The sequence below is a fragment of the Microbispora rosea genome (genome assembly GCF_900156315.1).
GTDB lineage: Bacteria > Actinomycetota > Actinomycetes > Streptosporangiales > Streptosporangiaceae > Microbispora > Microbispora rosea.
On record NZ_FTNI01000002.1, the window covers coordinates 373,506 to 391,666 of the forward strand.

Consider the following 18,161-nt stretch of genomic DNA (forward strand, 5'->3'; position numbering starts at 1 on the left):
CCGATCCGTGGACATCGATGCGTTCGTCGCCGCGAGCAAGCCGTCCTGGGATCGGCTGGACGACCTCGTACGGCGGCAGCGCAGGCTGCGCGGCGCGGAGGTCGACGAGCTGGTCGAGCTCTACCAGCGGGCGGCGACCCACCTGTCCATCGTGCGATCGGGGTCGTCCGACGCCCTTCTCGTCGGACGCCTGTCGTCGCTGGTGGCGAGGGCGCGCTCGGCCGTCACGGGAGCCCACAGCCCGGCCTGGCGGGAGGTCGCCCGGTTCTTCACGGTGTCGTTCCCCGTGGTGGCCTACCGGGCGCGCCGGTGGTGGATCGGCGTCACAGTGGTCTCGCTCGCGGTCGCGTACGTCGTGGGCGTGTGGGTGGCGCGCGACCCCGCCGTGCAGAGCCTGGTCGGCACACCTGAGGAGATCCGGCAGATCGTCGAGCACGACTTCGCCGACTACTACTCCGAGAACCCGGCGGCGTCGTTCGCCGGCCACGTGTGGCTGAACAACGCCTGGCTGTCCATGCAGGTCGTGGTCTCGGCGATCCTGCTCGGCCTGCCCATCCCCTGGATCCTGTTCCAGAACGCGGCCAACGTGGGGCTCATGGGCGGTCTCATGCACGCGCACGGCAAGGCGGACGTCTTCTGGGGCCTGATCCTGCCGCACGGCATGCTGGAGCTGACCGCGGTCTTCCTCGCGGCGGCCGCCGGGCTGCGGCTGGGCTGGACCGTCGTCGACCCCGGCCCCAGGCGGCGGGCGGAGGCGCTGGCCGAGCAGGGCAGGGCCGTGATGAGCGTCGCGCTCGGCCTGGTCGTGGTGCTGCTCGTCTCCGGGCTCATCGAGGCGGGGGTCACCCCTTCGGGCCTGCCGACCTGGGCGCGCATCTCCATCGGGGCGCTCGCGGAGGCGCTCTTCATCGCGTACGTGGTCGTCTTCGGCCGCCGGGCGGAACGCGCGGACGAGACAGGGGACATCGAGCACGCCCCCGACCTCGCGCCCACAGCCTGAACCTCAACAGCCTGAGCCCCAACAGCCTGATCAGAGCCGGCCGGCGGCCTTCAGAGCCAGGTACGCGTCCGCGAGCGCCGGGGCGACGTCCTCGGGCAGGGCGTCCACGACCTCCACGCCGTGGCGGCGCAGCACCGCGGTGATCCCGCGCCGTTCGCCGCGCAGCCGCTCGGCCGCCGCGGCGTCGTAGACGGCCTCCGAAGTGCCGCGCCCGGCCGCCATGCCGGCCACGCGCGGATCGGCGACCGAGGCCACCACAACCGTGTGCCGGGACGACAGGCTGGGCAGCACGGGCAGCAGGCCCTCCTCCATGGCGGTGGCGTTCAGGTCGGTCAGCAGCACCACCAGGCAGCGCCGCCTGGCCCTGGACAGCACGGCCGCCACCATCCCCGCGGCGTCGGCCTCGACCAGCTCCGCCTCGATCGGCGCCATCGCGTCGACCAGCGACGACAGCAGTTCCGTGCGCGACGCGCCGGACACCTGGGCCCGTACGGCCCGGTCGTAGGCGAGGAAGTCGACGCGGTCGCCGGCCCGTGCGGCGAGCGCGGCCAGCAGCAGCGCGGCGTCCATCGACCAGTCCAGGCGGGGCCATCCGGAAGGGCCGGAGCCGGGCACGGGCGCCTCCCCGACCCGGCCCGCCGAGGTGCGGCCCGTGTCGAGCACGATCAGCACGCGGCGGTCGCGTTCGGGCCGCCAGGTGCGCACGACGACGTCGCTGCGCCGGGCGCTCGCCCGCCAGTCGATCGAGCGGACGTCGTCGCCCACCACATACTCACGCAGCGAGTCGAACTCGGTGCCCTGGCCGCGCACCAGCGCCGGATGCCGTCCGTCGAGCTCGCGCAGCCGGGCCAGCCGCGCAGGCAGATGCCTGCGGCTGAGGAACGGCGGCAGCACCCTGACGGTCCACGGCACGTGGAACGTCCGCTGCCGCGCCGCCAGGCCCAGCGGCCCGACCGAGCGGACCGTCACGGCGACGGCCTCCCGGTCGCCCCTGCGGGTGGGCGTCAGCGTCGTGACCAGGCGTCGCCGCTCGTGGGCCGGCACGTCGAGTGTCACCCGCCGCGGCGCGGCCGCGGCCGAGGGCTGCCAGGCGTCGCGCAGCACGCCACGGACCCGCCGCGCGCCCGGGTTGTCCACGACGAGGCCGATCGTCGCCGACTGCCCGAGGCGCACCCGCCGTTCGCCGTCGCGCTGGAAGCGGAGCCCGCGTACGGCGCCCGCGAGCAGCAGGTCGGCCGTCACGAGCACGGCGAGCACGAGCGCGGCGGCCAGGACGACCAGGCCGGGCTCGGGGGCGAGGAGCACGACGATCGCGGCGAGGGCGGCGAGCAGTCCCGCGCGTCCGGTCAGCGCCACGCGGCCCTCACCGGGGAACGGGGACGGCGGCCAGGATGCCCTCCAGGATGCCGTCCGGGGTGGCGCCCTCCAGTTCGGCCTCCGGGCGCAGCCCCACGCGGTGGCGCAGGGCGGGCCGCGCCAGGGCCTTCACGTCGTCCGGCGTCACGTACGACCGCCCCGACAGCCACGCCCACGCGCGGGCGGCGGCGAGCAGCGCGGTGGCCCCGCGGGGCGAGACGCCGAGCTGGAGCGAGGGCGACTGCCGGGTGGCCCGCGCGACGTCCACGACGTAACCGAGCACCTCGGCACTCGCGTGGACCTGCGCGACCGCCCGGCGTCCCGCCGCGAGGTCGGCCGCGGACGCCACCGCCTTGATCTCGGTCAGGTCGCGCGGGTCGAAGCCGAGCGCGTGCCGTTCGAGGACGGCGATCTCCTGCTCGCGCGCCGGCAGCGGCACGGTCAGCTTGAGCTGGAACCGGTCGAGCTGCGCCTCGGGGAGCTGGTAGGTGCCCTCGTACTCGACGGGGTTCTGGGTCGCCACGACGATGAAGGGGTCCGGCAGCGCGCGGGCCGCGCCGTCGACGCTGACCTGCCGTTCCTCCATGGCCTCGAGGAGGGCGGCCTGGGTCTTCGGCGGCGTGCGGTTGATCTCGTCGGCGAGCAGCAGGTTGGTGAAGACCGGCCCCTCACGGAACTCGAACTCGGCCGTCCTGGCGTCGTAGACCAGCGAGCCCGTGACGTCGCCCGGCATCAGGTCGGGGGTGAACTGCACCCGCTTGAAGTCCAGTGCGAGCGTGGCCGACAGCGTGCGTACGAGCAGGGTCTTGGCCACGCCGGGCACGCCTTCGAGCAGCACGTGACCCCGGCACAGCAGCGCGATGACCAGTCCGGTGACGACGGGATCCTGGCCCACGACCGCCTTGGCCACCTCCGCCCGCAGCGCCGCGAGCGCCTCGCGGGCGGCGTCCGCGTCCGATTCAGGTGTGGTCACGAGTCTCGTACCTGCCTTTCGAGTGTGTCCAGGTGAGCGGCGAGGGCCACCAGCGCGGTGTCGTCTCCGGGTGACGGGCCGCACAGCAGCGCCAGCAACGGCTCCGGGGCGCGACCGGTGCGCGTGGCGGCGGCGACGGCGACCTCCTCCGGAGTGGCGGTGCGGGGCAGTCCGAGGCGGGGAGCGAGCCGGTCGGCCGCGGCGGCCCGCAACGCGAGGGCCGCCCGGTCCCTGGCCCGGCGGGACCGGTACAGGCGTCCGCGCCCCTCGACGGTCTCCGCGGCCCGCACGACCACGGGCAGGCGCTCGGCCACGACGGGCCCGAGCCTGCGCCCGCGCCACAGGGCGGCCAGGGCCACCGCGACGGCGAGCTGAAGGACCGCCCACTTGACGCCGCCGGGAACGAGGTCGCCGAGCGAACGGGCCTGCCCGTCCGTCCCATCGCCGGAGCCGCCCGCCTCGTCGGGATCGCCGGGCTCGGCGAGCCAGACGAGTTTCGGTCGCGACCCGGCGAGGTTCAGCGCGAGCGCCGCGTTGCCGTCCTCCGCGAGGCGCAGGTTGGTCATGAACGACGCGTCGCCCAGCACGGTCACTGTGTGCCCGTCCGCGGTGTAGCGGACCAGCGAGCGCCCGTCGCCGGCGGGGTAGCAGCCGGTGGAGCCCGGCGGCCCGGTGAAGGACGTGCCGCCGGTGTAGGCGGCGCCTGCCCGCACCGCCTCATTCAGCGTGCACTCCGGGGCCCGGGACCGGGCGCGCACGGGGCCCTGCCTGCGTACGCCGGAGGCGAGCACATCGAGGTACGGCACGGAGCCGACGACGAGCCGGTCGCCGAAAGCCACGGCGAGGCGGCCGGCGGCGCCGCGGTCCAGGAGGCTCGCCTCGGTGACCAGCAACAGGGTGAACGGCCCGGCGGCAGACACGGCCGCGCTGGGGGTCTCCACCCGGACCACCTGCACCCCGTGCGCCTGAAGCAGCCGGGCGAGTGCGGCGCTGCCGTTCAGCGAGGTGTCGGCGGGATCGAGGGAGCGGCCGCCGGCCTGTCCCCCCATGAGCAGCACGGGCAGCGCCGCCGTGACCAGCACGAGCACCACCAGCGACGTGACCCAGGCCGCCTGCCGCGCCCGCCCCGGTGTGGTGGCGGTCATGCGCCCACGCCCGTGCGGGCCGACCGCAGACGCTCGTCCAGGGCGGTGAGCGAGAGGTAGCCCTCTCGGGTGCCGCCCAGCCCGCCGTAGGTCACGTCGTCGAACAGCCGTGCTGCCGCGCGCAGGTCCGCCGCGTGGGGCGGCAGGGCCTGCCCGGCGACCTCGGCCAGCTCCACGGCGGTGCGGCCCGGCATCGGGCTGACGATCGCGCGTTCCTCCAGTTCGCGGGCGATCGCGCGCAGCCGCTCCTGGATGGCCCCGGCCCAGCCGCCCTCGGCCGCCAGGCGCTCGGCTTCGGCGCGATGCTCTGCGGCGGTCCGCTCACGCTGCCCGAACACCGCGCCGCTCTCCGTACGCCGGCCGCCCGAGAAGCGGCGCAGGGCCCACAGGAGCAGCACGGCCAGGACGGCGAGGACGACGGCGATCACGACGAGCGACGTCACACCGCCTCCGCCCGTCCCGCCGCCGCTCATGAGGTCGCCGAGGAACTGGGACATCTCCCGCTGCAGCCGGTCGAACAGCGGCTCGTGCTGGTAGCCCGCCCCGGACAGCTCGCGCGCGGCCTCCCGGGCGGCCTGGTCGCGGCCGACGTCGATCGGCGAGGCGAGCAGCGCCGCCGACCGTATGGGCGTCACGCCTGTGGGCCGTACGGCCCGTAAGGGCCATAAGGCCCCTGAGTCCCGTACGGCGGAGCCCCGTGATAGGGCCCGGAGCCCTGCTGCGTCCCGGCGGCGTAGCTCGGGTGCCACATGTCGTCGACCCCGGCGTGGACCCAGCCCTGCGACTGGTTCTGCGCCGCCGCCGTCTGCAGCACGAGGTCGAACGCCTCGGCCCGCATCCGCCGGTCGGCGTACAGCAACCCGGTCACGCCCGCCTGGAAGGGATAGGTGATCATCGAGGCGATGACCTGGCCGACCGCCAGGAGGAGCGCCGCGATCACGGTCCCGCCGGCGCTGCCGCTGTTGAGCATGCCGAGGAGCGAGCCGCCGAACGTGAACGGGATCGCCAGCACGCCGCTGATGATGGCCGCGAGTATGGCGGTGAGCAGCAGGATGCCGAGCACCCGCCAGCTGTCACCCTTCACCAGCCGCCACGACCGGCTCATGGCGTCGGTGACCCCGCGGCCCTCCAGCACGATGGCCGGGGCCGACAACGACAGGCGCGTATAGAAGAACAGTAGATAAGGGATGTAGGCCAGGAAGAACAGCAGGCCGACGAGGACCCCCAGTCCGGCGGCGGCGCCATCCATGGAGTCGAACGCGCCGGCCGCGACCATGATCACGAACACGGCAACGAGCGCGAGCAGCGGCAGCAGGAGGATGAGCGCCTGCAGCAGCACCAGCCCGAACAGCGCGAGCACCCGCGACCGCGCCAGCCGCCACGCCTCGCCCACCGTGATGCGCCCGCCGAACACCGCGCGGCCCAGCACCCGGGTGAGGACGCCCGTGAGGACGGTGGTGCCGACGAACGTCATGACGTAGCTGATGATGGTGCCGATGTACTGCGCGGCCAGCCCGGCGATCGGCGCGCTCGCCGTTTCGGCGGCGTAAGGGTCGGCCATGAGATCGCCGAGCGAGCCGAAGGAGATGGCCTGCCCGATCGCGGCCGGGATTCCGGTCACCGCCGCGACGATCGCCGACAGGCCGAGCGTGGCCTTGGGGTTCGACCGGATCAGCTTGATCGTGCCGTCGAGGATGTCGCCCAGCGTCAGGGGGCGCAGCGGGATGATGCCCGGCCGCGGCGCGTCCGGCGCCCGGTATCCGTACTGTCCGCCTGCGTACGGCGCGTACGGAGCAGGAGCGTACGGAGCGGCCGGGTGAGGGGCGGACTGATAAGGGGCGGACGGGGGCGGTGCGATTGGGGGTGGTGCGGACGGGTTCGCGCCCTGCGGCGCGCCGGCGCCGGGAGATGCCCAGGAGGGCCCGGCTGCCCCGGCGGCCCCGCCGTACGGGGGAGGTTGCTCGGCCGCCCAGCCGGAGGGCATGTCGGGGGTGGAGCCGGGGCCGTCTGTCATGTCCCAATCCTGGCATGATGTACGCGCGTGCCGCGCGGTCGTAGCAGGAAGGCTCTTGGGGGATGGCCGAAACGGGGGGTGCGGGCGCACACTTGGAACGTGACCGCACCACGGGATTCCCGCCGGTGTGACCGCATCTGGTCAGATCATCGCGCGCTTCGTCCGCTGCGCCTAAACTCCATCCACTGTCGTGGTCGTGTAACACCAAAGCGGTGGCCACGGTAGCCTGCGGGGGAAACTGTGACAAACGCCCAAATCTCCCATACGCGTACGAATGAGGGGCCATGAAAGGACGCGTGCTGGTCGTCGACGACGACGCCGCTCTCGCCGAGATGCTCGGCATCGTCTTGCGCGGGGAGGGCTTTGAGCCGTCGTTCGTGTCCGATGGCGACAAGGCGCTAGACGCCTTCAGGGACACCCGGCCGGACCTCGTCCTGCTCGACCTGATGCTCCCCGGCGCCGACGGAATCGACGTCTGCCGCCGCATCCGCGCCGAGTCCGGGGTCCCGATCGTGATGCTCACGGCCAAGAGCGACACCATCGACGTGGTGCTCGGCCTGGAATCCGGCGCGGACGACTACATCGTCAAGCCGTTCAAACCCAAGGAGCTCGTCGCCCGCGTGCGCGCCCGCCTGCGCCGCACGGACGAGCCCACGCCCGAGATCCTGCAGATCGGCGACATCACCATCGACGTGGCCGGCCACTCGGTCAAGCGCGGAGAGGAGACCATCAACCTCACGCCGCTGGAGTTCGACCTGCTGGTCGCGCTGGCCCGCAAGCCCCGTCAGGTCTTCACCCGCGAGGTGCTGCTGGAGCAGGTTTGGGGCTACCGGCACGCCGCCGATACTCGTCTGGTGAACGTGCACGTCCAGCGCCTGCGCGCGAAGATCGAGAAGGACCCCGAGCACCCGGAGATCGTCGTGACGGTCCGGGGTGTGGGCTACAAGGCCGGCCCGGCGTAAGCCGTACGTCAGCGTGATGCCGGTCCCCGCGAGGAAACGCCGTCGCCGGACCCCGGGCCAGATCGCCCGCGGGGTCCGCAGGCGCGCGCGCCGCCTCGCGGGCCGGCTGCGGCACGTCTGGCGGCGCTCGCTCCAGCTTCGCGTCGTCACCAGCACGCTCGTGCTGTCGATGGCCGTGGTGGTCGTCCTCGGCGTCTTCCTGATGCAGTCGATCGTCGCGTCGGTGCTGACCAGCACCGAGGTGTCCGCGGTCGAGGAGTCGCGGGCGAACATCGCGACGGCGAGCGGCTACCTCACCCAGCCCGCGGACTCGACCGACATCACGCAGGACGCGACCGCCCAGGGGCAGACGATGAACCCCGTCGACGCGGCGGCCAAGGCGCTGACCGACCGCTCCGGCGGTCGCTACGACGTCGTCGTCTTCAACGACGCATCGGTCGGCGAGGGCCGGGCGTCCGGGCAGGTCGACTGGTCGAGCATTCCGGCCCTGCTGCGCGCGAAGGTCCAGAGCAGCGAGGAGCAGTCGCTCTGGGTCCAGACCGTGAAGATCCGGTACATCGGCGCGAAGCAGCCCGAGAGCGCCTGGGTCGTGGGCGCCCGGGTGAACGGCACCTACGAGATCTACCACGTCTTCCCGCTCGGGGACGAGGAGAAGACGCTGCTCGCGGTCCAGCAGATGGTCTTCGGCGCGGGAGCCGCGCTCGTGCTGCTGCTCGCCGGCGTCGCCTCGCTGGTCACCCGCCAGGTGGTCACCCCCGTACGGCTCGCGCGCCAGGCGGCGGAACGGCTCGCCGCCGGCCGGCTGGAGGAGCGTCTCAAGGTGCGCGGGGAGGACGACCTCGCCCGGCTGGCGACCTCGTTCAACGAGATGGCGTCCAACCTCGCCGTGAAGATCCACCAGTTGGAGGAGCTCTCCCAGGTGCAGCGGCAGTTCGTCTCCGACGTCTCGCACGAGCTGCGCACGCCGCTGACGACCGTCCGGATGGCCGCCGACCTGCTGTACGAGGGCCGCGAGGACTTCGACCCCGCCTCCGCGCGGGCCGCCGAGCTCATGCAGAACCAGCTCGAACGCTTCGAGTCGATGCTCGCCGACCTGCTGGAGATCAGCCGCTACGACGCGGGGGCGGCCACCCTCGACCTGGACCCCGTCGACATGCGCGACGTGGTCCTGCGCGCGGTGGGCGACTCCGAGGCGCTCGCCGAGCGGCAGGCCACCCGCTTCGAGCTGCGCCTGCCCAACGAGCCGTGCATGGCCGAGGTGGACAGCCGCAGGGTCGAGCGCATCCTGCGCAACCTGCTCTTCAACGCCATCGAGCACGGCGAGGGCAAGGACATCGTCGTCACGCTCGGCGCCGACCGCGACGCGGTGGCCGTGGCCGTACGCGACCACGGGGTCGGCCTCAAGCCGGGCGAGGAGACGATGGTGTTCGACCGCTTCTGGCGGGCCGATCCCTCGCGCGCCCGGACCATCGGCGGCACCGGGCTCGGCCTGGCGATCTCGCGGGAGGACGCCATGCTGCACGGCGGCTGGCTCCAGGCGTGGGGAGCGCCGGGGGAGGGCAGCCAGTTCCGCCTGTCGCTGCCGCGCGTGGCGGGGGCCCCGCTGCGCGGCTCACCGCTGCCGCTCGTGCCACCCGAGGTCGAGATGCGGCGCACGTGGCGCGGCCACGCCACACCGGTCCTGACCCCGGCGCCCGCGGAGACGGCGCCGAGGGCGCGGGAGAACGTGGACGCGGGGGCCTTCGATGCGGAGTGACCGGCGGAGTGAGCGGCTCGGCGCCCGCCGTCTGACCGCGGTCATGGGGACGGCGCTGGTGCTGGTCTCCGGCGGGGCGGGGTGCGCGACCGTCCCCACGAGCGGCAGCCCCCGCGCCGCCCAGGAGGACCACGGCAAGGACACGCTCAGCCAGCCGTACGTGCGGCTCATCGCGACCCCGCCCAAGAAGGGCGCCCCGCCCGAGGACATCGTGAAGGGCTTCCAGGCCGCCATGGCCGCCTTCGACGATCCCGATCTCGCCATCGCCCGGGAGTACCTCACCTCCGGCGCGGTCAAACGCTGGAACCCCTGGCAGCAGACCCGCATCTACGAGGGCAAGATCGAGTCGGACCACACGCAGGACCTCCAGAAGGCCACCCGGATCACGGTGACGCTGAAGGGCACGGCGGTCGCCACGATCGACCCCGAGGGCAGGTCCACCCCGGCGGCCGGTGCCATCGGGGAGCCGTTCATGCTGGTCAAGCAGAACGGCGAGTGGCGGATCGACGGGCTTTCCGACGGCCGCCTGCTGTCCTACGACGATCTGCAGCGCGCGTACCGGAGGGTGGACCTGTACTACCCGCCGGCCTCCGGGGAGATCGGCCTCGTGGACGACAGGGTGTGGGTGCCGATCGAGCCCGGCAGGGGCGTTCCCGAGACACTGGTCCGCCGCCTGCTCGCCGGGCCGACGTCCTCCATAAGGAACGCGGTGACCAGCGCGTTCCCACCGGGCACGAAACTCAACCGGATCACCGTCGAAGGCGACACGGTCGTGCTCGACTTCTCCGCCGAGCTGGAGGCGGTGCCCACCGACCGCCTCGACGCGCTCAAGGCGCAGCTCGTGTGGACGCTCGGCGAACTGGTCACCGGCCGGACCGTCGAGATCCGCGTGAACGGCGAGTCCGGGAGGCGGTTCCGGCCCGCCGACTACGCCCGCTACGACCCGAACGTGCTGACCGGCTCCCTGCAGGCGTACTACATGCAGGGCGGCAGGCTGCTGCAGTTCAAGGAGAAGGGCGACGGCACCCCGGTGCCGGGCGCGGCCGGCGAGCAGACCGGGAAGTTCTCCCAACCGGCCGTGTCCAACCCCAACAACTACCCGCCCCTCGTGGCCGCCCTGCTCAACGGCGACGGTGTCTACGTCGCCCCGATGGCCCCCGGCAGCCAGTGGCAGCGGTGGATCGCGGGCGGGGACATGAGCCCGCCCTCCTGGGACCGCTACGGCGCCGTCTGGTCGGCCGAGAGGGTGAACCCGCACGAGAGCCGGGTGTGGATGGCCGAGAACGGCCGGGCCCGCCGCGTGGACATCGACGACGAGCTGTCGTACGGGCGGATCATCGAGCTGCGGGTCTCCCGTGACGGCGCCCGGATCGCCGCGATCGTCGACGACGGCCTCGGCACCTCCGTGAAGATCGGCACGATCGTGCGCAACGGCCTGCAGACGCGGATCGAGTCCGTGCGGACGCTGATCGAGCCACGTGACGCTCGCAAGATCAAGGACATCGCCTGGCAGGACGCCGCCGACCTGCTCGTGCTGTCCGAGGGCAGCAGCGGCCAGGAGCTCGCCAACTGGTCGGTGATGGAGGGCGTGGTCCCCAACGACGGCCCCATCAAGCTCGATTCGAAGATCAAGTCGATCGCGGCCGTCCCCGACCACGTCCTCGCGGCGGCCGACGAGGGCCAGGTGCTCACCTACAGCGTGGACAAGCACGCCTGGACCCCGCGCGCCGACAACGGCTCCACCGACCCCGTCTACCCCCTCGGCTGAGCCGGTCGCGGTGATCGACGGTGGCCAAGGGTGACCTACGGTGAACTGTCGGTGGCGGACGGCATGCTGAGGGCGTGCCACCCGCTCTGCTCGACCTGATCCTCCCTCCCCGCTGCGCCGGATGCGGCGCGCCGGGCGCCCTCGCCTGCCCGTCCTGCAGGACCGAGTTGCTGCGGGAGCCGGCTCCCCGGCCGCCGGACCCGCCGCCTCCGGGCCTGCCGGACTGCTGGTCGGCCACCGCCTACGACGGTGCGGCCCGCCGGATGATCCTCGCCTGCAAGGAACGCGGCCGCACGGCCCTGGTGCCGGTCCTGGCGGCCGCCGTAAGCGCGTGTGTGGCCGCGTGGGCGGCGTGCGGGGGAGTCCGCCGTGAGGTGTGGCTGGTGCCGGTTCCGAGCGCCCGGGCCGCCTCTCGCCGCCGGGGGCACGACCCCGTCCGCGCCGTCGCCGCGGCGGCGGCCCGCGAGCTGTGCGCGCGAGGCCGGCCCGCCGCCCTCGCGCCCCTGCTGCGGCTGGGCCGGCGCGTGGCCGACCAGGCGGGGCTGGGATCGGCGGAGAGGGCCGTCAACCTGTTGGGGGCGTTCGAGGTCGCCCCTGGCTCGGCAGCGCGGCCACGGCCCTCTGGCCGCGGTCAGGGGGCCGTCGCCGTGGTCCTGGTGGACGACGTCGTCACGACGGGGACGACGCTGGCGGAGGCGGCCAGGGCGCTGCGCGCCGCCGGCGCTGAGCCGTCCGCGGCGGTGACCGTCGCTGCGACACGCCGGAGACGTCGGATTGGTGAATATCACGGACCGTAAAGACTTGGGTAAGAGCGGGGCCGGTCGCAGGGGGACGACCGCCTGCCGATTTCGGGGCGACTTAGCTGCTCAAGGCAGGTGTGGATGCCGCGGTTGCGGGGATTCCGAGAATATGACCACGAATTTTCCGACGGGGACACGGCAACCGGGATCACGCAAAGTGATCGTTTAGCCGATCTCCTGGCTGACATTCGAGGCGGTAGCGACTAGCGTTCAGGCATGGCACCCGTTCGGGTCCGTGGTTGCGCCGGGCCGACTCCCTCGCGGAGTCCGGCCTGGTTAGCCGATGCCAGCCGCAGGCGAAACGGCCCACGTAAGGCGACTCTTGGTCGACCGATCACGGTGCGGCTTAGAGGTAAGTCCTGCCCTCCCGGGGGTCCAGATGTCCCCCGTAAGAGGAGAAGGGCAGTAGTGGCGAGTGAGCTGCGAACCCCTCAGCAGGCGGATGTGGGGACGAAGACCAGGTCGGCCGGACGGGTGTCCAAAGAGCGCGTGCACCACCGTCGATGTGCGAAGGGGGGCTTTGCGTGGAAATCATCGTCAAGGGACGGCACACCACAGTGGGTGACCGGTTCCGCGATCAAGTGACGTCCAAGCTGGCCAGGATCCAGAAGCTCAACAACAAGCTCATCCAGGTCGACGTAGAGGTCTCGAAGGAACCCAACCACCGGCAGAGCGGGCAACGTGAACGGGTGGAGCTGACGATCCACTCACGGGGCCCAGCCATCCGCGCGGAGGCCTGCGCGGACGACCGGTTCTCAGCGCTGGACATCGCCATCGGCAAACTGGAGGAGCGGCTGAGGCGGCTCGCCGATCGGCGCAAGATCCATCACGGGAAGAACTGCCCTCCCTCGATGGCGGAGCTCACCGCGGTGACGGAGAACGCGCAGGGGGTGGTCACGACCGTCCGGGAGGAGCCGGAGCCGGTCGTCGAGATCCCGGCGGAGACCGCCGGAGGGTGGGCCGAGGGTGCCGAGCCCATCGTGCCCATCGAAATGGACGGCGAAGGACCACTGATCGTACGCGAGAAGTTCCACAAGGCCGACCCCATGACCATCGACCAGGCGCTGCTGGAAATGGAGCTCGTCGGTCACGACTTCTACCTCTTCCGCGACAAGGAAGGGGGACAGCCGAGCGTCGTCTACCGCCGCCGCGGCTACGACTACGGAGTCCTCAGGCTCGTGGAGAGCTAGCACCTCGCCCAACGTGGGCCGGACCTCGCCCAGCGGGGCCGGCCCACGCTCGTACGCCTCATTCTCCGAGGTCAGGTCACTCGTCGGGGTTCTTCACACATTCCGTGTCACCGAAGATGTTGATTCCGACGGGTGACTCTCCCACTCCGGCGCTGATGCCGCCCACACCTGCGCGTTCGGCGCCGACTATGCGAGTACGGCTGTAGTTGACGGTCCAGCCGCGTTGCCGCAGCACTGTGAGGACTTTTTGGAACACGTCGTCCGGGCTGAGGTGCTTGTCGGTTGCGTCGCTGTGGACGTTGATGGCGCTTTTGACGCTGGTGCGTTCGGTGCCGACTGGCCCACCGCAGGGTGAGTCCTTCACCTGTACGACCACGAGAGGGTCGGCGTCGGGGAAGACTGCCTGGATGATGGCCTTGGCCTCGGCGATGAAGACCTGCCGAGACTCCTCAGGGGTCATTTTCATCTCCGGTTCACGTGTGCAGGCACTAACGAGCGCGAGCGGGGCCAAGGCTGCGGCGAGGAGGCGAAGCCTGAGCGGAAAAGTCATCTCTGGTCGGGTCCGGCTTCCGTGAGGGATCTGCCGACGATCTGTGCGATGTCCTGTGGGGTGAAGTAACCACCGAGGCCGGAGTCGGCGAGCGTCTTCGTTGTCAGAGCCATGAGCGTGGGTATGTCGGTGCCGCCGTTCATCACCCCTGTGATGATCGGTTCGAACGCCGTGGCGAGTTCGCCCGTCTTCCACTGGGGGACCCTGCTCTGCAGTTCCTTGACCAGGACCCGCACGTTGGCGGCGCCGAACTGCTCGTCATCCAGCTTCGGCGACCCCATGAAGGTCTGAACACACCCGTCGCCGGTGAGGATGGTCTGTAGATTCTCCAAGCCTGTGTTCTTCGGTGTGTAGTACTCGGAGTGACCGGACGACCGGCCGGTGGCCAGCCGTCGGATGTCGGCCATCTCCGCGGGATCACTGCCGTGTGCTTCCGTGTAGGAAACCCAGTCGCCCGGGGCGCGCATGGCGAACACCTGGGTGCCGGGCCTCAGCTTGAGATCGGCCGCGCTCCCGACGGTGGGGCCGAGTCCCGGGCTCCCCATGAACACGACCGAGTCGAACGGCGTGCCCTCCTGCAGGGCCTTGCTGGACAGCAGCGTGCCGTAGCTGTGGGCGAACAGGGCGAGCTTTGCCCCTTTGGCCGTCTCCAGCCCCGCGCGGAACGAATGGAGGGCGGGAGCGCCAACCTCGGCCTTGGCAGGCAGCACGGAGTCGCCGAACTCGGGTGTGTCATAACCGAGCCAGGTGATTACGGCGCTGTCCGGGAGTTCCTTGCCAGAGGCGCGATCCTTCAAGAGAGCCACCGCATCGTTCGCGATGCTGTCGTAGTTGTCGAGCCGGTTGGTGATGCCCGGCACCATGACGGCGACGTGTTCGGCCTTGGCGAGGTCGCCGAAGACCTCCGCGACGCGGCCGTCGCCGGCCGGATCGAACAGCAGGAACTGGCGCGGGACGGACCGGCCGTCGCCGGTCACCCGGGGTTGGAGGAATTCCGTCATGCGGGCCACCCGCTGCCCCAGGAGTGTCGCCTGGGGACTTTTGGGGTCGGTGGCCTTCAACGCGGCCAGGTCCTTCTGTTCATGGGTGAGGGCGCGCTCGATCAGGAGCCGGTTGGCGGCGTATCGCACCGTGGCCGGAGCGCCGTCCAGTCGCCCGACCACGTCGGGCTGTTCGATGGCGAGCGAGGCTCGTTCGGCCGCGGTCAGTTTTCCGAAGAATTTCCGGATCGCCTCTGCGCGTTGTTCCGGACGGGCTGTCGAACTGCGATCGATGACTGATTTTAGGTCTTTTGTGAGCCGTTTTCTATCCTGGCCGGAAACTGTGCCGATCGCGGTGCTGAGGCCGAATTCCGACAACGCGCCGAATGGGTCTCCACCCTTTTCCGCGGCACGGACGATCGCGGCTCGGTTGCCCAGTTCTGTAGCGGTTTCCCCGGCCCACCGCAGCATGGCTGCCAGCGGAGTGGCCTGGGCTTGGCCCACAAGCCGGCATGCCCGTGCGTAGTACTGCTCCGCCAGTTGTCGTTTGTCGGTAAGCAGCTTGGCCAGTCGTTCCAGATCGTCGGCGTCGACCACCCGTTCCGGCTCCACGGGACTAGAACCTAGCCCGTCGTTACACAATCTGGAAGTATTCCTACACCGCCCGACTGGATCGGATGGAATAACGGGGATGTCTCTGCATGATGATTTGAGCCGGTTGGCACATGAACATGAGGATCTGGCCGAGGCGATTGATGAAGTGCTGCAGCCGGTCAGCGCCCTGATGGACCGGATGGAATGGAAGGGCCCGCATCGGGATCGGGTGCAGGCCGAGCTGGGGGCGATGCGGCGCGGCACCGGGACGGTCAGCGGAAGCCTGCGAGACCGGGCCGTGCTACTCAGGGGCGCGGCGGCGGCCGTCCCCCGAACGCTCACGCCGGGGATCCCGCCGCCGTCTCCGCAGGATCTGCTCGGAGGGGTTCTCCGTCAGATGAGCCCGGTGGGTCCCGCCCTCTCGGACGTGCTCTCCCGGTACGGCGTCCTCTGAGAAGCCGGGCCTTGCGACGCCGGACGAAAGCCTGCGGCATCGAAGCAGAGTGCGTGATTGGGGGGTGCGGGCATTTATCGTGAAGAGGAAGAGCGCGTTCCGCGCATCAGGTGTTGTTCGCCCAGGTATGTCCTGGTGCAGGGGGTAGTAACGCCTCAACGAAGATCCGCACCGGTTCCGGAACCGTGCCATGATGGCGATCAGCGCGCTGACCGCCACGGTTCGCCGGGCGGAGCGACAGCGTCCTTGACCCCCGCAAGGAGGTTCCGTGACCCGACCCGACGAGGCGGCCCGAGCAGCCGGTCGAAGCGAGCCGATCCGTGTGCTGATCGTCGACGATCACGCGCTGATCCGCCGCAGCCTGGAGCTCGCGCTGGCCGCGGAGGCGGACATCGAGGTGGTAGGCGAGGCGAGCGACGGCCAGGAGGCCGTCGAGCTCGCGGACCGGCTGATGCCGGACGTGGTCCTGATGGACGTCCGCATGCCGAAGCTGGACGGCATCGGAGCGACTCGGAAGATCAAGGAGTCGGTGCCGAGCACCCGGATCATCATGCTCACCGTCAGCGACGAGGAGGAGGACCTCTTCGAGGCGATCAAGGCGGGTGCGACGGGTTATCTGCTCAAGGACGTCCAGATCGACGAGGTGCCCGACGCCGTGCGCGGCGTCCACGAGGGCCAGTCGCTCATCAACCCCGCCATGGCGGCCAAGCTGATCAGCGAGTTCGCGAACATGAGCCGCAAGGAGGCCGAGCGGCCCCCCCAGCTCCCGGTTCCCCGCCTCACCGACCGGGAGATGGAGGTGCTGCGCCTCGTCGCGAAGGGCATGAACAACCGCGAGATCGCCAAGGACCTGTTCATCTCCGAGAACACGGTGAAGAACCACGTCCGCAACATCCTGGAGAAGCTCCAGCTCCACTCCCGCATGGAGGCCGTGGTCTACGCCGTGCGCGAGCGGCTGCTGGAGATCACCTGATCGGCCGGCTCGGGCCGCGGGCCACCGCGGCGCGCAGCGGGGCCTCCAGGTCCGCTGCGCCGACCCGCTCCACCCGCACGTCGGTGCAGCCGGCCCAGCTCGCGGCCTCCCACAGGGCGTCGCTCATCGCCTCCACGGCCCTGGCCCGGCCGCCGGGCTCGAAACCGACCTGCCGCGCGACCAGCGTGGCGCCCTCGCGGGCCGGGTCGACCCTGCCGATGATCCGCCCGCCCGCGAGCACCGGCATCGCGAAGTAGCCGTGCACCCGTTTGTCCTTCGGGACGTACGCCTCCAGGCGGTGGCTGAGGCCGAACACGCGCTCGGCCCGCGCCCGCTCCCAGATGAGCGAGTCGAACGGCGACAGCGGCGTGGTGCGATGGCGCCCGCGCGGCTCGCTCTCCAGCGCGGCCGCGTCCGCCCAGGCGTTCGGACCATGCGGGTCCGCGCCGCGCCGCGCAGGCCAGCCCGACACGCGTACGGGCACGAGGCCGGTGGCGCCGCTCAGCAGCGCCTCGTCGAGCATGGCGGCGTGCCCGCCCTTGACGCGGGTGAAGTCGACCAGGTCGGCCCTGGTGGCCACGCCGAGCGACCGTCCGGCGATCGTGGTCAGCCGGGTCACGCACTCGTCGTCGGACAGGTCCTGGGCGAGCAGGTCCGCCGGGACCGCGCGCTCGGCGAGCTCGTAGACGCGACGCCAGCCGACGCGGCGGGTGCAGACGACCTCACCGATGTCGAGCAGGAATTCAATCGCGATCTTGGTGTCCGACCAGTCCCACCACGGGCCTCCATTCTTGGCGCCGCCGATGTCGGCCGTGGTGAGCGGGCCGTCCGCGCGCACCTGCTCCAGGACCTTGTCGACGACGGGCGGCACCTCGTGCCAGCGGTAGCGCCGCTCCCGGTAAGCGCGGCGGCGGAAGGCGTACAGCGGCCACTGCTCGATGGGCAGGACGCAGGCGGCGTGGCACCAGTACTCGAAGGCACGGGCGGGGTCGTCCCAATAGGCCCGCTCGACCACGGAGCGGCCGACCGGCCCGAGACGCGCGTACGCGACGAGCTCGTGGGAGCGGGCGAGGACGGAGATGGTGTCGAGCTGGACGGCGCCGACACGCCGCAGCATGGCGGGAACGCCGCCGCCGCGAGCGGTGGCGCCGAGGAAACCCTGGGCCCGGAGGATGATCCTGCGGGCCTCGTCGGCGGTCAGGTCGGCGGTCACGTCGGTCACAGCCACAGATGCTAGACGCCGTGACCGACAAAACGCTTACGGCGGTTCGGGGGGCCTCAGGAGCTGATGGACCGGTGCTCGAACGGCGAGTGGTGCTCCTGAACCGAGATGTCGCGGGGCGCGTCCACGATCACGTCCGAGAAGATGTCGAACGCGAGCGCGAGCAGCCCGCCGACCGCGCAGATGCCCACGCCGATCCAGACGAAGAGCCAGTTCGGGCCGAGGGTCAGCGCCACACCTCCGATCGTGAAGCCGATGAGGATGGTGACGACGGCAAGCCAAGATTTGGCGCTTCCCGCGTGGCTGCCCTGGTGTCCGCTCTGTGCCATACCCCGTTTTCTACCTGATGGCGGAGGTGGTCGGAACATCGGGGGAACCCTGGCGGCGGTTTTGCCGTATGAGTTATGCGATTGTGCCGCGGCGC

Annotated in this window: 17 protein-coding genes; 8 read left to right on the top strand and 9 right to left on the bottom strand. The window is 71.3% G+C overall.

Annotated elements, in window-relative coordinates:
• Positions 1-7: 7 nt before the first annotated feature.
• Entirely contained in the window at positions 8-1,000 is a 993-nt protein-coding gene (locus BXA11_RS04390) for a stage II sporulation protein M (RefSeq protein WP_030509353.1), read from the top strand.
• Positions 1,001-1,030: 30 nt separating this feature from the next.
• Here the strand turns inward: BXA11_RS04390 and BXA11_RS04395 are convergent, their stop codons facing one another.
• From BXA11_RS04395 to BXA11_RS04415, 5 genes are read right to left on the bottom strand one after another with little or no spacing between them, the layout of a single operon-like run.
• Positions 1,031-2,356 carry a DUF58 domain-containing protein gene (locus BXA11_RS04395; RefSeq protein ID WP_076432877.1) on the bottom strand — a complete coding sequence of 442 codons (1,326 nt, stop codon included), beginning with the start codon at positions 2,354-2,356 and terminating at the stop codon, positions 1,031-1,033.
• 7 nt (positions 2,357-2,363) lie between these two features.
• A complete protein-coding gene (locus BXA11_RS04400) occupies positions 2,364-3,329 on the bottom strand; it encodes an AAA family ATPase (RefSeq protein WP_076432879.1) in 966 nt (321 codons plus the stop codon).
• The gene (locus BXA11_RS04405) at positions 3,326-4,474 is read right to left on the bottom strand and encodes a DUF4350 domain-containing protein (RefSeq protein WP_076432881.1); all 1,149 of its coding nucleotides are present in this window, start codon (positions 4,472-4,474) and stop codon (positions 3,326-3,328) included. Before BXA11_RS04405 ends, BXA11_RS04400 begins: the two co-directional genes overlap by 4 nt.
• Positions 4,471-5,109, bottom strand: coding sequence for a DUF4129 domain-containing protein (locus BXA11_RS04410; protein ID WP_239104727.1), 639 nt, complete (start codon positions 5,107-5,109; stop codon positions 4,471-4,473). The genes BXA11_RS04405 and BXA11_RS04410 overlap by 4 nt, the downstream gene beginning before the upstream one ends.
• The gene (locus BXA11_RS04415; RefSeq protein WP_076432883.1) at positions 5,106-6,488 is read right to left on the bottom strand and encodes a glycerophosphoryl diester phosphodiesterase membrane domain-containing protein; all 1,383 of its coding nucleotides are present in this window, start codon (positions 6,486-6,488) and stop codon (positions 5,106-5,108) included. Before BXA11_RS04415 ends, BXA11_RS04410 begins: the two co-directional genes overlap by 4 nt.
• A gap of 284 nt (positions 6,489-6,772) precedes the next feature.
• Here BXA11_RS04415 and mtrA point away from each other — a divergent pair, with 284 nt between their 5' ends.
• The 5 genes from mtrA to hpf all read left to right on the top strand — a co-directional run bounded on the left by mtrA (position 6,773) and on the right by hpf (position 12,964).
• The gene (gene mtrA, locus BXA11_RS04420) at positions 6,773-7,450 is read left to right on the top strand and encodes an MtrAB system response regulator MtrA (protein WP_030509347.1); all 678 of its coding nucleotides are present in this window, start codon (positions 6,773-6,775) and stop codon (positions 7,448-7,450) included.
• 16 nt (positions 7,451-7,466) lie between these two features.
• Positions 7,467-9,206, top strand: a complete 1,740-nt coding sequence (gene mtrB / locus BXA11_RS04425) for an MtrAB system histidine kinase MtrB (protein WP_051761952.1) — start codon at positions 7,467-7,469, stop codon at positions 9,204-9,206.
• On the top strand, positions 9,196-10,974 hold the full coding sequence (locus BXA11_RS04430) for an LpqB family beta-propeller domain-containing protein (protein ID WP_076432885.1): 1,779 nt from the start codon (positions 9,196-9,198) through the stop codon (positions 10,972-10,974). Before mtrB ends, BXA11_RS04430 begins: the two co-directional genes overlap by 11 nt.
• A gap of 74 nt (positions 10,975-11,048) precedes the next feature.
• Complete coding sequence (locus BXA11_RS04435; protein ID WP_076432887.1) at positions 11,049-11,771, top strand: ComF family protein; 723 nt, start codon at positions 11,049-11,051, stop codon at positions 11,769-11,771.
• Between the two features lie 527 nt (positions 11,772-12,298).
• A complete protein-coding gene (hpf, locus tag BXA11_RS04440; RefSeq protein WP_076432889.1) occupies positions 12,299-12,964 on the top strand; it encodes a ribosome hibernation-promoting factor, HPF/YfiA family in 666 nt (221 codons plus the stop codon).
• A gap of 76 nt (positions 12,965-13,040) precedes the next feature.
• Here the strand turns inward: hpf and BXA11_RS04445 are convergent, their stop codons facing one another.
• Complete coding sequence (locus BXA11_RS04445; RefSeq protein ID WP_076432891.1) at positions 13,041-13,424, bottom strand: hypothetical protein; 384 nt, start codon at positions 13,422-13,424, stop codon at positions 13,041-13,043.
• A gap of 86 nt (positions 13,425-13,510) precedes the next feature.
• Positions 13,511-15,106 (bottom strand): alpha/beta hydrolase, encoded by a 1,596-nt coding sequence (locus BXA11_RS04450; RefSeq protein ID WP_083743942.1) that lies wholly within the window; start codon positions 15,104-15,106, stop codon positions 13,511-13,513.
• Between the two features lie 106 nt (positions 15,107-15,212).
• Between BXA11_RS04450 and BXA11_RS04455 the strand changes: the two genes are divergently transcribed.
• Both BXA11_RS04455 and BXA11_RS04460 read left to right on the top strand, forming a co-directional pair.
• On the top strand, positions 15,213-15,542 hold the full coding sequence (locus BXA11_RS04455; RefSeq protein WP_143734070.1) for a hypothetical protein: 330 nt from the start codon (positions 15,213-15,215) through the stop codon (positions 15,540-15,542).
• A gap of 268 nt (positions 15,543-15,810) precedes the next feature.
• Complete coding sequence (locus tag BXA11_RS04460) at positions 15,811-16,515, top strand: response regulator (RefSeq protein WP_030509339.1); 705 nt, start codon at positions 15,811-15,813, stop codon at positions 16,513-16,515.
• Here BXA11_RS04460 and BXA11_RS04465 read toward each other — a convergent pair.
• Together BXA11_RS04465 and BXA11_RS04470 are read right to left on the bottom strand one after the other, a co-directional pair.
• Positions 16,508-17,737, bottom strand: coding sequence for a winged helix-turn-helix domain-containing protein (locus BXA11_RS04465; protein ID WP_076432897.1), 1,230 nt, complete (start codon positions 17,735-17,737; stop codon positions 16,508-16,510). The two genes, BXA11_RS04460 and BXA11_RS04465, sit on opposite strands and share 8 nt — an antisense overlap.
• Before the next feature lie 56 nt (positions 17,738-17,793).
• Positions 17,794-18,066, bottom strand: coding sequence for an HGxxPAAW family protein (locus tag BXA11_RS04470; protein WP_036407403.1), 273 nt, complete (start codon positions 18,064-18,066; stop codon positions 17,794-17,796).
• Positions 18,067-18,161 lie beyond the last annotated feature (95 nt).